The following is a 12827-nucleotide window of genomic DNA, read 5'->3' on the forward strand; positions in this document are numbered from 1 at the left end:
CCCCCCCGAGGGCGCAGCAAGCCTGCGCCCCTACACCGCCACCGCTCCGCTCCTCACTCTCAACTCTCAACCCTCAACTCTCAACTCAGCCCAACTCTCAACTCAGCCCAGCTCTCAGCTCTGGACTCTCCTCCATTTCGTGCTTCCATCGCGCTCCATCCGTCATGTCGTCTGAACCCGCGAAACTGACCCCGATGATGCAGCAATACTTCGAGGTCCGCCGCGGACTCCCGAAGGACACCTTTCTGCTTTTTCGGCTCGGCGATTTCTTCGAGATGTTTTTCGACGACGCGATCGCCGGCTCGCGGCTGCTCGGGCTCACCTTGACCAAGCGGCAGGATTTCCCGATGTGCGGCATTCCCGCGCACGCCGCCGACACTTACGTTACCAAGCTGCTCGCCGCCGGCAAGAAGGTCGCGCTCTGTGACCAGGCCGAGCCGGCCAAGGCGGGCAAGCTCGTCCGCCGACAGCTCACGCGGATCCTCTCGCCCGGCACCACGCTCGCCGCCAACCAGCTCGATGCGGCACGCAATCACTACCTCTGCGCGCTCGCCTACGACAAACTCGGGCTGCACGCCGCCTGGCTCGATCTCTCCACCGGCGAATTCAAGGTCGCGACCGATCCGAGCATCGCGAACCTGCTGCCGGTGCTGACCGCGCTCGATCCCGCCGAGCTCCTGGTGATCGAAGGCGAACTCGCGCGCTGGCAGGCGACGCCGCACGACCAGACCGCCGTGCACGCGCTGCACGCGTTCTGCAGCGGACGGCTCTGCTCCGAACTCGCCGGCTATCACTTCGACACCGCGACCGGCGGCAAGACGGTGATGGACACACTCGGCGTGCTGAACCTGCAGGGCTTCGGGCTCGCGCACACGCACCCGGCGCTCGGCCCCGCCGGCGCCGTCGTTTACTACGCCACGGAAAATCTCTGCGCGAAACCCGAGAACCTGCGCACGCTGCAGGAATACCGCAGCGCCCGCACGCTGCTGCTCGATCCGGCGACGCTGCGCAACCTCGAAATCTTCGCCTCCGCCCGCGGCGGCCGCGAGGGTTCACTCTTCGGCGCGATCAATCGCACCGTCACGCCCGCCGGGGCCCGGTTGCTCGAACGCTGGCTCGCGGCGCCCACGCTCGAACTGCCGGAAATCATCCGCCGCCAAACACTCGTGGCCGAGTTGCTCGCCCAGCCGATGCGGCTGCTCGCGTTGCGCGAGTCGCTCACCAACGTCCGCGACATTCCGCGCATCCTCGGCCGGCTGCAGAACCGACTCCGCAACCCGCGCGAGCTTGGCGGCGTGCGCGACACCCTCGCGCAGCTCCCTTCTCTCCGCGCCGAGCTCACCGCCTTCGGCAGCTCTCAACTCTCAGCTCTCAGCTCTCAACTGCAGGAATTCGCGCACCTGCGCGAACTCCTGCCCCGTGCCCTCGCCGACGAACTCCCCGCCGATCTCGCCGACGGCAACTACATCCGGAGCGGCTATGACGCGGAGCTCGACCGACTGCGTTCGCTCACGAGCGACAACAAGACCTGGCTCTCCGATCTCGAGCGCACGGAGCAGGAACGCACCGGCATCCGCAGCCTGAAGGTCAGGTTCACGAACAATTTCGGCTATTACATCGAGGTCACCAAGGCCAACCTGCACCTCGTCCCCTCCGACTACATTCGCCGCCAGACCACAGTCGGCGGCGAGCGTTACGTCACCGAGGCGCTGCGGCAGAAGGAAAAGGAAATCTTCCACGCCGAGGAGAACGCGCTCGCCCGCGAGTTCGAGTTGTTCAACGCACTCGTGGCTGCGGTGCTCGACGAATCCATCGCGCTCACGCACACCGCCGAGGCGCTCGCTGAACTCGATGTGCTCTGCGGCTGGGCGCTGCTCGCCCGCGAGTGGGACTACTGCCAGCCGGTGCTCGACGACAGCGATGTACTCGAGATCAGCGAGGGCCGGCATCCCGTCGTCGAACAGATGCTCCGCTCGCCCGACGTGACGCTGCCGCGCGGTGCCAGCGCCGGGTTCGTGCCGAACGACACCGCGCTCGGTTGCAGCGAGGCGCAGATCGCGCTAATCACCGGCCCGAACATGGCGGGCAAATCAACCTATATCCGGCAGGTTGCGCTCATCGCGCTACTCGCGCAGATCGGCTGCTGGGTGCCGGCGAAGTCTTGTCGGATCGGTCTCGTTGACCGGATTTTCTCCCGCGTCGGCGCGAGCGACGATCTCGCCCGCGGCAACTCGACGTTCATGGTCGAGATGAACGAGACCGCGAACATCCTCAACAACACCACCGATCGTTCGTTGATCATTCTCGACGAAATCGGCCGCGGCACGTCGACCTACGACGGATTATCGATCGCGTGGGCAGTCGTGGAGCACCTGCATCGCGATCCGGCCAAGGGACCGCGCACGCTCTTCGCCACGCATTACCAGGAGCTGACGCAGCTGGAGAAACATCTGACGCGGCTGCGGAATCTCTCTGTCGCGGTGAAGGAGTGGAACGACGACATCGTCTTCGTCCGCCGCGTGATTCCCGGCGCAGCCGACCGCAGCTACGGGATTCAGGTGGCGCGGCTCGCCGGCCTGCCGCTCAGCGTGATCGATCGCGCGAAGACGATCCTCGGCAAGCTCGAGAGCGACGACACGACGGTGTCGCTGCCCGCCGCGGCCCCGCAAGCGCGGCCGAAAAAGAAGATCACCGTCCAGCCCGCCGACGACGCGCAACTGAAGTTGTTGTGATCGTATGAACCGACAAATGTAGGCCACCTCGGTGAGGTGGCTCCTTTATCGAGACTTACCGAGAGAAGTTTCCATTGGCGGGTAGGGCGCGGATTCCGCTCCGCGCCGTGAACACTTCCGGCAGTCGCGGCGGCGAGGGGACTCGCCGCCCTACCCCAGCGTCACTTCTTCGAAGAATACTCAATAGCGCGCCTGCCAGGCCACCGGCCTGGCCTACAGCGCAAGCGTATGCGAACCATGGCTCACCGCGTTACCGCTCCACAGCTTCACGGCTTCCTTGCCCTCCGTAGGCTCGGCGAAGGAGGGACCGCGTCACCGTATCACGGTTTCACCGCGCCACCGCCGGCTCCGGATGCCGCAACGCCCAGAGCGCTTTCGCGTCGGTAATCGTTTTCTTCAACGCGTCCGGCGTGAGAGCCTGCTTCGGATCGTCCCCGATGCCCTTCGCCGGCTCGACGTGCGCCTCGATGCATAATCCGTCCGCGCCATACGCAATCGCCGCCAGCGCCGCCGCCGGCACATACGCGGCCTTGCCGACGGAGTGCGACGGGTCCACCACGACCGGCGCCCAGGTCTTTTCCTTCAGCAGCGGCGTGATGCTCTCGTCCGGCTGATTCCGATACCCGTCCAGCGCCGGCGACGTGCCACGCGGACACAGGATCACGTTCGGATTCCCAAAAGCCACGATGTATTCCGCCGCCGAGATGAACTCGCTCAGCGGGCCCATGTGGATGCTGCGCTTCAGCAATACCGCCGTCGGCCGGCCCGCGATCGCGCGACCGATCTGCCGGAGCAGCGAGTAGTTCAGCGCGTTGCGCGCGCCCACCTGCAAGGTCGCGACGCCGGCGTCCAGCGCCAGCTTGATCTGCGACTCCTCCATCACCTCGGTGTCGACCGGCAACCCCGTGCGCCGCGACGCTTCCATCAGGATGTCGAGCGACTTCACGTCGCCTTGGAACGTATACGGATTCGTCCGCGGCTTCCACACACCGCCGCGCAGCGCGTTCGCGCCCGCCTCCTTCACCGCCACGGCCGTCTCATAAAAGTAGCTCGGATTCTTCGGGTCGATGGTGCACGCGCCGGCGATGACCAGCAGTTCTTCGCCGAGCGTCACCCCACCGAGCTTGATCCGGTGCGAGGCGAGATCGGAGCGCTTGTCCATAAGCTTGAACGGAGACTGGATCCGGTCGATCCGCTCCACGTAATCGAGGCCCTCCAGCCGGTTGATCATCAGCTCGTCGCGCTCGTCGCCGACGATCGCGTAGATCGTGCGCACGGCGCCAACGATCGGCTGAATCCGGCAGCCGAATTCTTCGACGATGCCGGTGACCTGGGCGAGTTGCTCGGCCGTGAGACGGTTGGATTTTGGGAGGATCATGGTGGAGGTGAGTTGGAAAAACAGAAAAGCCGCCTCGCGGGCGGCTTTGGGCGAAATTCAACTTGGGTTTTCAGCTCTAGTTGTCGCGACAGCCGCCAGCATGTTGCCGGGTAAAGTAGCCCCAGAAACCAAAGCTGAAATAGTAGCCGACGGCGGCGTTCATCGTGCGCACAAATGGGCGCCGCCCGTTCGCTTGTCAATCCTGCGGTCCGTATTGTGAGTGGCACGGGCGTCTCGCCCGTGAGGATTGGCGGTGCAGTCGACCAAGTTGCCCGAGGTCCCATTTGCGTCCCGGCCCCAAAACTGTCCCGCGTCGGCTATCCACAACCCCGGTCCACGGGCAAGATGCCCGTGCCACACCCATCTACCACACCTGTCCGAACTCCGCCGGCAGCGGCGCCTGCGCCGCGAACACGTGTGTACGGCCTTTCCAGGCATATTCGAAACGCGTCGCGAGCGAATGCAGGAACAGCCGCTTCTCGCCCGTGCGCTTCGCGAACTCCCGGTTGTGCCGGAAATCTCCATACGTCTGGTCGCCGACGATCGGCACATGCCGTTTCGCGCATTGCACGCGCAATTGGTGACTGCGGCCCGTCCGCGGTTCGAGTTGCAGCAGCGCCAGCGCACCCTCGCCGACGCCGCGCGAACGCACCACCGACATCCTGCACTCCGCCGGCACGCGCCCCGCCCCGGCCGTTGTGCGAATCTGTCCGCCTTGCTTCGTCACGGCGACGACGTCGCGCCAGAGCTCCACCGGCCGCGGCGGTTTGCCGAACACGAGCGCCTGATAAACCTTCGTCACCTGCTTCCGCTTGAACTGCGCGCGGATTTCCCGCGCGAGTTCCTCATTGGCCGCGAGCAAAATCACGCCCGACGTCGCCGAATCGAGCCGGTTCAGCAACCACCAGCGCTGCGACGTCGCCGCACCTTCCGGCGTCCAGACGTAGCACTCGGCCACGGCGTCGAAATGGCACGTGAGCAGCGACCGCGGCTGGTCCTTGCCTTCGTTGGGATGCGACAGCACGCCCGCCGGTTTGCTCAGGGCGAGCAGGCCGTTCGGATCGCGTTCGAGGATTTCCACGCCGCGGCCCAGCGGCGCTGGCGATGACCCGTGCTCCGCGGCGGCGCTCACTGGTAGTAGAACGTGAACGTCAGCTCCTGCTCGGCGCCGAGCACGGCCTTCATGTCGTCCGTCCACTCCCCGTACGGCGCGCGCGCGGTGATCGCGCTCGTGCACGCCTTCTCGGCCTGATTGCCCGCGGTGCCCTCGACGTTCGCGATCCGCGCGATCGCGCCTTGGTCGTTCATCACGAACACCACGCGCACGTGTGTGCCGGACACCGGATACACCCGGCTCTCGATCAAAATTCGCTCCCACTGGATCTGCACCGTCTCGATCATCTTCTGCAGATACTGGCCGTAGTTGCTCCACTTGGCGTCGTAAGCGATCGCGCCGATGTTCTGCGTACCAAATTTGTTCTCCTGGAAAATCGCCGGCCGCACCTGCTGCTGCCGGACCACCTGCGGCCGGGGCCGCGGCCGCTTCGGATCGATCGCCGGCTGCGCGCCGGTGGCACCCTGAATCAGCGGCGCGTCCTCCACGCCTTCGACTTCCTGGTCCACGGACTTCGCGCCTTCGGCAAACTTGGCGATGTTGCTCCCGTAGCTGCTCTCGTTCTCGCCTTCGGTCTTTTCAAAGCCCGGCAGCGGCACTTCCCGCCGGCGTGGCGCCTCGATGGTCGCCGCCGGTTGCTCCGGCACCGGCGCGGCCGCCGGCATCGCCTCCTGCGGCTGGGTCAACTGCCCACTGACGATCGCGGTCGACTGCACGTCCGCCTTGCCCTCGATCGCCGGCCGGTCGCTTTTGCCGTCCGGCGTCGGAGTCGGCTGCGCGACCTGTTGGTTCTGAGCCGCGAAATTGTTCGTATTGTCCGGCACGTTGTCCGGCGCGTTGGGATTCGCCTCGACGAAGTTCATCGGCGGCGGCGGCTTTTCCGCCGGCGTCTGCACGAAGGTGTCCGGCGCCAGCTCGATGTTGAACTCCCGCGCCGAGGAATGCGGCCGCAGCACGGAGTTCCCTGTCGGATCGTGCCGCAGCAGATGCGGTCCGATCAGGAACAGCAGCAGATGCACCAACAGCATGCCAAGCAGCCCGATGGTCACCGACCGCGCGTCGGGGTCGTCCCACCAGCGCGCCCATTTGCGGCGCACGGCATCCCAAGGGTTCGGCGGAACGTAGGTTTGGCTCATTTCGACGCGGCTGGCGGTTTCGAGTCAGCCAGAAGACCAACCTGGGTCAAAATTTGTTTCGTTACTTCCATCGGCAGGCCCATGATGTTGGTGAACGAGCCGTTCCAGCGATCGATGATCAGTTCGCGGCCTTCCTGGATTCCATACGCGCCGGCCTTGTCGAGCGGGTTCACCACCTGAAAATAGCGGTCGATCGTGGCGTCGTCGAACGCCTGAAACGTCACCTCGCTGGTCACACCTTCGTCGATCCGCACCCCGCGGTGCACATGCCGCAGCGCCACGCCGGTGAAAACCGTGTGCGTTCGGCCCGCGAGCCGGCGAAGCATCCGCCGCGCTTCGAGCAGCGACGCCGGCTTGTTCAACACGGTCGAATCGAGAAACACCGTCGTGTCCGCGCCGAGCACAAACGCCTCCGGATGCCGCGCCGCCACCCAATCCGCCTTCAGTGCGGCGTTGTGCGCCACCATCAGCCGCGGATCCGCATCCTCCGCCTCGTGTTCCGTCACGCCGGCGACGACGACCTCGAAGGGAATCCCCAGCCCGCCCAGCAGTTCCCGCCGCCGCGGCGAAGCGGACGCGAGGATCAGCCGGCTTGGCTCCGTCGTCTCAGAGGATGCACCTTCCACTCCAAACATCCGCTCACGTTCCGCACGCCCGCGGCGAAACTCAACTTTCAAAATGCCAGTCCGAAGGTAGGGCGCTCACTCCGTGAGCGCCGCGAACATCCCAAGACCCTCCCGGCGGGCAGCGGAATGCCCGCCCTACCCCACCTGTCGATTCGCGCGACTGCATCCAACCCCGGAGTTGTCACTCCTCAGCTTCCTGTTCACGGTGCGGGACTCATGCGCGTCGGTCTTGCTCAAATCAATCCCACCGTGGGCGATCTCGCCAGCAACCGCCGGCTGATCCTCGACGCCTACCAATCGCTGGTGGCCCAAGGCGCCGAGCTGGTCGCGTTTCCCGAACTCGCCGTCTGCGGCTATCCGCCGCGCGACCTGCTGTTCAAGCGCCGCTTCGTTCGCGACTGCGAGGACTCGCTCCAGCAAATCGCCGCGCAGATCGGCTCTGTGCCAGCGTTGATCGGAACGGTCACGCGCAACACGACCGGCTCCGGCCGGCCCACTTACAACGCGGCCGCTTTCTGCCGCGCCGGCCAGATCGTCGCCACCGCGCGCAAATGCCTGCTGCCGACCTACGACGTGTTCGACGAAGACCGCTATTTCGAACCGGCGTCCGCCCCGATCGTCGTCGAGCACGCCGGCGCCCGGATCGGCATCACCATTTGCGAGGACATTTGGACGCATCCGATGATCAGCACGCGCCAGCTCCATCGCGGCGCGGATCCCGTGCAGCAACTCGCCGCGCAGCACTGCGACCTGATGGTCAACGTGTCCGCCAGCCCATGGCACTTCGACAAGGACAATCTGCGCGAAACGCTGATCGCCGACACGGCGCGCGCGCTGGGCTGCGCGACGGTGTATCTCAACGTCGTCGGCGGAAACGACGAGCTGATCTTCGACGGCCGCAGCCTCGCCTGCACCGCCGACGGATCCGTGATCGAAAAACTGCCCGCGTTTCAGGACGCGCTGCGCGTGATCGACGTGCCGTCGACGCATGTGCCGCCCACCGCGCGCAAGGCCGCCGCGCCCGCCGCAACGTTACCCGCGCGTTTGCCGGCTGCGACCGGCTGCGTCGCGTCGGAGTGCGCCGACACCTTCGACGCGCTGGTGCTCGGGCTGCGCGACTACGCCCACAAGAGCGGATTCAAGCGCGCGCTGATCGCGCTGTCGGGTGGCATTGATTCCGCACTCGTTGCCGTGATCGCCACCGCCGCGCTGGGCGCCGAAAATGTCACCGGCGTTTCGCTGCCCTCGGCGATCTCCTCGCAACACTCGCGCGACGATGCCCGCCAGCTCGCGCAGAACCTCGGCATCCGTTTCGAAACGATCGCCATCGCGGAGCCTGTGGCCGCAACCGAGGCCGTTCTCGCGGACGCATTTCGCGGTCGGACGCGCGACGTCACGGAGGAAAACATCCAGGCCCGGATCCGCGGCGTGATCATGATGGCGCTCTCGAACAAATTTGGCGCGCTGCTCCTCACGACCGGCAACAAGAGCGAGATGGCCGTCGGCTACTGCACGCTCTACGGCGACATGGCCGGCGGCCTCGCCGTGATTTCCGATCTCTACAAGACGCAGGTCTACTCCGTCGCACGCTGGATCAACCAGGTGTATGCCGCGCGGCTTGGGCGCACGGGCGAAATCATTCCGGCGAGCACGATCACGAAGCCGCCGTCCGCCGAACTGCGACCGGACCAGCTCGATCAGGACAGCCTGCCGCCCTACGACGTGCTCGACGCGATCCTGCGCTCCTACGTCGAGGAAGGGCACTCGCGCCGCGACATCGTTGCGCAGGGCTTCGCGGAAGCCGTCGTCAACGACGTCGTGCGCAAGGTTGATCTCAACGAATACAAGCGGAAGCAAGCTGCGCCTGGTTTGAAGATCACGCCGCTCGCGTTCGGCGTCGGCCGGCGGATTCCGATCGTCCAAAAATACGTGAGCTAACGTGGGCCAGAAAATCCTGGGCGCCGGCCTGCTCGTCGCCGCGTTGATCCTCCGCTACCAGTTCGCCCGCGCCCGCCAGCGCGGTTACGTTGGTTCGCGTCGCCGGCCGATCACCCGCGAACGCCACCGCGCCCGATTTCATCTCACGCTCACCGGACACGCTCTCGGCGCGCTGATCTGCTTCATCGCCGCCTTCCTCTGCCTCACCGGCGCGATCCATCGCGGGTGATCGCAGCGCGCTCCCGCGTTTTCTTTGGCGTTTTGGATCCTTGGCGTTTGGGATTTCCCCGATGAGCTGGTTCGAGTTCCAACACGAGGCCATGGCCACCACGTTCGCCATCGCGATCGCGGACCAGTCCGAGGCTTACGCCAAGCAGGCGGCGACGGCGGCGTGGCGCGAAATCGACCGGCTCGAATCCGAGCTCAGCCGCTACGTGCAATCGAGCGATATCGCTCGCGCCAACCGGATCGCCCGCGGCGAGACGATCGCGATCGGCGAGGATGCGCTGCAGTGCCTGCTGCTCGCCGCCGAATTCACCGTCGCGACGCGCCACGCCTTCGATCCGGCCTACGCTTCGCGTCGCGCGGCGGCTGTAGCCGGGCTCGCTGAGGCCGACCCAGCACGAGCGCCCGCGCCTGCTTCAACGACTGCAGGCCAGGACTCTCCACCTTTCACGCTCGACCCGGATGCGCACACGCTAACGTCACACATTGACCGGTTGCACCTCGACCTCGGTGCGATCGGCAAGGGCTACGCCCTCGATGGCATCGGTGCGCTGCTGCGTGAGTGGGAAATTCCCGCCGCATGCCTGCAGAGCGGCGGCAGCAGTGTGCTCGCGCTCGCCGCGCCGACCGGGCACGCCGGCTGGCCGATCGGACTCGGCGATGAACCGGCCCAACGTTCGCTGGCGCTGGCGGACAGCGCGCTCAGCGGCTCGGGCATCGCGGTCAAGGGCGTGCACCTGCAGAATCCGCGCACCGGCCGCTCCGCCGACCGCACGACGCGGGTCTGGGCGCTCGCGAACAGCGCTGCGGCTTCCGATGCGCTGTCGACCGCCTTCTTCGTGATGAGCAATGCGGAAATCGCTGCGTTCTGCGCCGATCATCCCGAAATCGGCGCCGCCATCAGCACCGCCGACGGACAGCTGCTGGTTTACGGCAGACTGGCCGGGTAGATCGACGGCGCTGGGGACGCCGACGCCCTCGTCGCGTCTGCGGGCGAACGGAAACATCCGACCGCGGCGGGGGCGCCGCGGCTCCACCATCTTCTGTAGCCGGGGTCGGTGACCCCGGCCCCGGGCTCACCGAGCCCGGTGACATCCGATCACACCTCAGCCCATCTCCGGCTCTCAACCCTCATCCCTCTCAACTAGTCCGAGCTCTCCGCTCTGGATTCTCAGCACTAGACTCTCAGCTCTGGACTCTCAGCTCTCGCCTATTCCGCTCCCATCCCCCTCACCGTCGCGAGATTTCCAGCACCCGGGCCATGACCCGCGCGGTGAACGGATTGCACAGCGGCGCCTTGAACGCGAACAACTCCGGCATCGCCGCGCTCTTCAGCAGTTGCGTCTTCAGCTGCTCGCGCGCGCGATGCAGCGTCACCTTCACGTTCTCCACCGAAAGTCCGAGGCATTCCGCCGTCTCCGCCGTGTTTAGCTGCTCGATCTCCCGCATCACGTAAACCGTGCGGTAGTTTCCCGGCAGTTCGTTGATCGCGTGTTCCAGCAGCGTCTTCATTTCGTTGAGGCTTAGATTCTGTCCGGCCGGCGTCACCTGCTCGTCCGGGATCGCAGTGTGATCCTCCTCGAGCCACTCGTCCTCGCGCACGGTGTGCTGCTTGCGCAGGAGCATCCGGCATTCGTTGACCATGATCCGTGTCAACCAGGTCGCGAAGGCGGCCGACCTTCGGAATCGCGGCAGGTGCAGGAAAGCCTTCAGATACGCGTTCTGCATCGCATCCTCCACGAGCTCACGCCGGCCGAGGCAGGCCATGCCGACGCGGAACAGCCGCTGGTTGTGCCGGCGCACGAGCACCTCGAACATCTCGCGGTTGCCGCGCACCACCTCATCAATCACCGCAAAGTCGCTGATCGTTTCGGGGCTTTCGATTGGAGTCGTCATCGTGTCAGGTTGCATCGACGGGATTGGATGCGCGCCGGCGCGTCGTGGTTACAGCATGGCGCATTTCCACCGAAGTGCCACCCGGGCGCGGGACTTGCCGTGCGTCCTGGTGGAGCCCGGCGTCCCGGCTGGCTATCTGTAGCCGGGAACTTCGCTCCACCGCTTCGGCGCCCGATCACTGACGTAACGAGCAAGCCCGGCAGCGACGCCGGGCTCCACTTTTCGCCGTTCCGGGGCCGACACAGCGGCCGTTCATCTGCATCAACCCGTGTGCCGGCTGGTTAGGTGGATGGTGCCGCGTGCAGATTGACAGGATCGGCCCCCAGCCGGGTATGCTCCTGCCCTTTTTGCCGTGTCCTCCGCCGCACCTCGTGCTCAACCCAAGAACCTGCTGTCGATCGCCTGGCCGATCTTCATCGAGCAGGCGCTGCGCATCCTCGTCGGCACGGTCGACGTGTTCATGGTCAGCCACATTTCCGACGGCGCCGTTGCCGCGCTTGGGGTGGCGCACCAGATCGTCATTCTGTTCCTGATCGTCTTCAACTTCATCGCCATCGGCGCGAGCGTCGTGATCACGCATCACCTGGGCGCGCGGGATCGTGCCGGCGCCGATCACATCGCCACGACAGCGATCAGCGTGAACACCTGGATGGGCGTCGCGGTGAGTCTGTGCGTCTTTGCCTTCGCCGCGCCGATGCTGCGGCTGATGCAGCTGCCCGGCGACCTGATGCCCTTCGCGGTGCCCTTCCTCACGCTGATGGGCGGCACGCTGTTCATGGAGTCGATGAACATGTCGATCTCCGCCGTGCTCCGCGCGCACCATCACACCCGCGACGCCATGCTGGTAACGTTGGGGCAGAACATCATCAACTTCCTCGCCGTCTGCACCGCGCTGTTCGGTTGGTTTGGATTTCCCAAAATGGGCGTCCTCGGTGTCGCGCTCGCCAGCGTTTTCAGCCGCTGCTGCGCGTGCATCGCGCTCTGGATCCTGCTCGACTACCGCACGAAGCTCCGGCTGCGCGCACGCAACTTCCTCGAAATTTCCCGCCAGCGCGTGCGCCGGATCCTGCACATCGGACTGCCCGCCGCCGGCGAACACCTGAGTTACTGGCTCGCGTTGATGGTGGTGACTTCCTTCATCGCCCGGCTCGGCGGCGAGGCACTCGCGATTCAATCCTACACGCTGCAGGTGCAGCGGCTGGTGATGGTCTTCAGCGTGGCGCTCGGGCTCGGCACCGAGATTCTCATCGGCCACATGGTCGGCGCCGGCGACTTCGAGCGCGCCTACCACGAGCTGCTCAAAAGCCTGCGGCTCGGGTTCACGATTGCGATCGGGGCCGCCATCGTCGTAGCGCTCGCCGCTCCCGCCATCGTGCACGTGTTCACACCCACCGCCGATATCATCGCGGGCGCGGCGCTGCTGCTGCGGTTATCCGTGCTGATCGAGCCGGGCCGGGTTTTCAATATTGTCGTGATCAACTCGCTGCGGGCGACCGGCGACGCGCGCTTCCCCGTGCAGATCGGCGCCGTGTGCATGTGGTTCATCTGGGTGCCACTGGCTTGGCTGCTCGGACTGAAACTCGGTTTCGGGCTCGTCGGTTTCTGGATCTCCATGGCCGTCGACGAATGGTTGCGCGGGATCATCATGTATCGTCGCTGGAAGCTCCGGCAGTGGCTCCCGTTCGCGAAGCGCAGCCGCGCGCAGGCGCTGAGCGAGTCCGTCGGCGCCAACGCCGCCGCGGCGTAAAAGCCGAACAGTGAAACGGTGAGGCGGTGAAGCCG

Annotated in this window: 10 protein-coding genes; 5 read left to right on the forward strand and 5 right to left on the reverse strand. The window is 65.8% G+C overall.

The window, feature by feature from the left end; translation table 11 throughout:
* Nucleotides 1–164: 164 nt before the first annotated feature.
* Nucleotides 165–2732: a DNA mismatch repair protein MutS gene (gene mutS, locus OTER_RS18955; RefSeq protein ID WP_012376555.1), complete on the forward strand. Its 2568-nt coding sequence runs from the start codon at nucleotides 165–167 to the stop codon at nucleotides 2730–2732.
* A 328-nt stretch (nucleotides 2733–3060) separates the two neighbouring features.
* Here mutS and OTER_RS18960 read toward each other — a convergent pair whose 3' ends face one another.
* The 4 genes from OTER_RS18960 to OTER_RS18975 form a co-directional block, all read right to left on the reverse strand.
* A complete protein-coding gene (locus tag OTER_RS18960) occupies nucleotides 3061–4110 on the reverse strand; it encodes a 3-deoxy-D-arabino-heptulosonate 7-phosphate synthase (RefSeq protein ID WP_012376556.1) in 1050 nt (349 codons plus the stop codon).
* Nucleotides 4111–4474: 364 nt separating this feature from the next.
* Nucleotides 4475–5242 (reverse strand): RluA family pseudouridine synthase, encoded by a 768-nt coding sequence (locus OTER_RS18965; protein ID WP_012376557.1) that lies wholly within the window; start codon nucleotides 5240–5242, stop codon nucleotides 4475–4477.
* On the reverse strand, nucleotides 5239–6360 hold the full coding sequence (locus tag OTER_RS18970) for a hypothetical protein (protein WP_012376558.1): 1122 nt from the start codon (nucleotides 6358–6360) through the stop codon (nucleotides 5239–5241). The genes OTER_RS18965 and OTER_RS18970 overlap by 4 nt, the downstream gene beginning before the upstream one ends.
* Nucleotides 6357–6995, reverse strand: a complete 639-nt coding sequence (locus OTER_RS18975) for a Maf family protein (RefSeq protein ID WP_012376559.1) — start codon at nucleotides 6993–6995, stop codon at nucleotides 6357–6359. The genes OTER_RS18970 and OTER_RS18975 overlap by 4 nt, the downstream gene beginning before the upstream one ends.
* A gap of 207 nt (nucleotides 6996–7202) precedes the next feature.
* Between OTER_RS18975 and OTER_RS18980 the strand changes: the two genes are divergently transcribed.
* The 3 genes from OTER_RS18980 (at nucleotide 7203) to OTER_RS18990 (ending at nucleotide 10099) form a co-directional block, all read left to right on the forward strand.
* Entirely contained in the window at nucleotides 7203–8924 is a 1722-nt protein-coding gene (locus OTER_RS18980; protein ID WP_012376560.1) for an NAD+ synthase, read from the forward strand.
* A 1-nt stretch (nucleotide 8925) separates the two neighbouring features.
* Nucleotides 8926–9153, forward strand: coding sequence for a hypothetical protein (locus OTER_RS18985; protein WP_012376561.1), 228 nt, complete (start codon nucleotides 8926–8928; stop codon nucleotides 9151–9153).
* 61 nt (nucleotides 9154–9214) lie between these two features.
* The gene (locus OTER_RS18990; protein WP_012376562.1) at nucleotides 9215–10099 is read left to right on the forward strand and encodes an FAD:protein FMN transferase; all 885 of its coding nucleotides are present in this window, start codon (nucleotides 9215–9217) and stop codon (nucleotides 10097–10099) included.
* 280 nt (nucleotides 10100–10379) lie between these two features.
* Here the strand turns inward: OTER_RS18990 and OTER_RS18995 are convergent, their stop codons facing one another.
* The gene (locus OTER_RS18995; RefSeq protein WP_044891889.1) at nucleotides 10380–11045 is read right to left on the reverse strand and encodes a sigma-70 family RNA polymerase sigma factor; all 666 of its coding nucleotides are present in this window, start codon (nucleotides 11043–11045) and stop codon (nucleotides 10380–10382) included.
* Nucleotides 11046–11397: 352 nt separating this feature from the next.
* Between OTER_RS18995 and OTER_RS19000 the strand changes: the two genes are divergently transcribed.
* Complete coding sequence (locus OTER_RS19000; RefSeq protein WP_012376564.1) at nucleotides 11398–12792, forward strand: MATE family efflux transporter; 1395 nt, start codon at nucleotides 11398–11400, stop codon at nucleotides 12790–12792.
* Nucleotides 12793–12827 lie beyond the last annotated feature (35 nt).

It is taken from the genome of Opitutus terrae PB90-1 (assembly GCF_000019965.1).
Lineage (GTDB): Bacteria > Verrucomicrobiota > Verrucomicrobiia > Opitutales > Opitutaceae > Opitutus > Opitutus terrae.

Bases quoted from the DNA above. Each gene is read 5' to 3' on its own strand.
- mutS (WP_012376555.1), top strand. From the start codon at position 165: ATGTCGTCTGAACCCGCGAAACTGACCCCGATGATGCAGCAATACTTC.
- OTER_RS18960 (WP_012376556.1), bottom strand. From the start codon at position 4,110: ATGATCCTCCCAAAATCCAACCGTCTCACGGCCGAGCAACTCGCCCAG.
- OTER_RS18970 (WP_012376558.1), bottom strand. From the start codon at position 6,360: ATGAGCCAAACCTACGTTCCGCCGAACCCTTGGGATGCCGTGCGCCGC.
- OTER_RS18975 (WP_012376559.1), bottom strand. From the start codon at position 6,995: ATGTTTGGAGTGGAAGGTGCATCCTCTGAGACGACGGAGCCAAGCCGG.
- OTER_RS18980 (WP_012376560.1), top strand. From the start codon at position 7,203: ATGCGCGTCGGTCTTGCTCAAATCAATCCCACCGTGGGCGATCTCGCC.
- OTER_RS18990 (WP_012376562.1), top strand. From the start codon at position 9,215: ATGAGCTGGTTCGAGTTCCAACACGAGGCCATGGCCACCACGTTCGCC.
- OTER_RS18995 (WP_044891889.1), bottom strand. From the start codon at position 11,045: ATGACGACTCCAATCGAAAGCCCCGAAACGATCAGCGACTTTGCGGTG.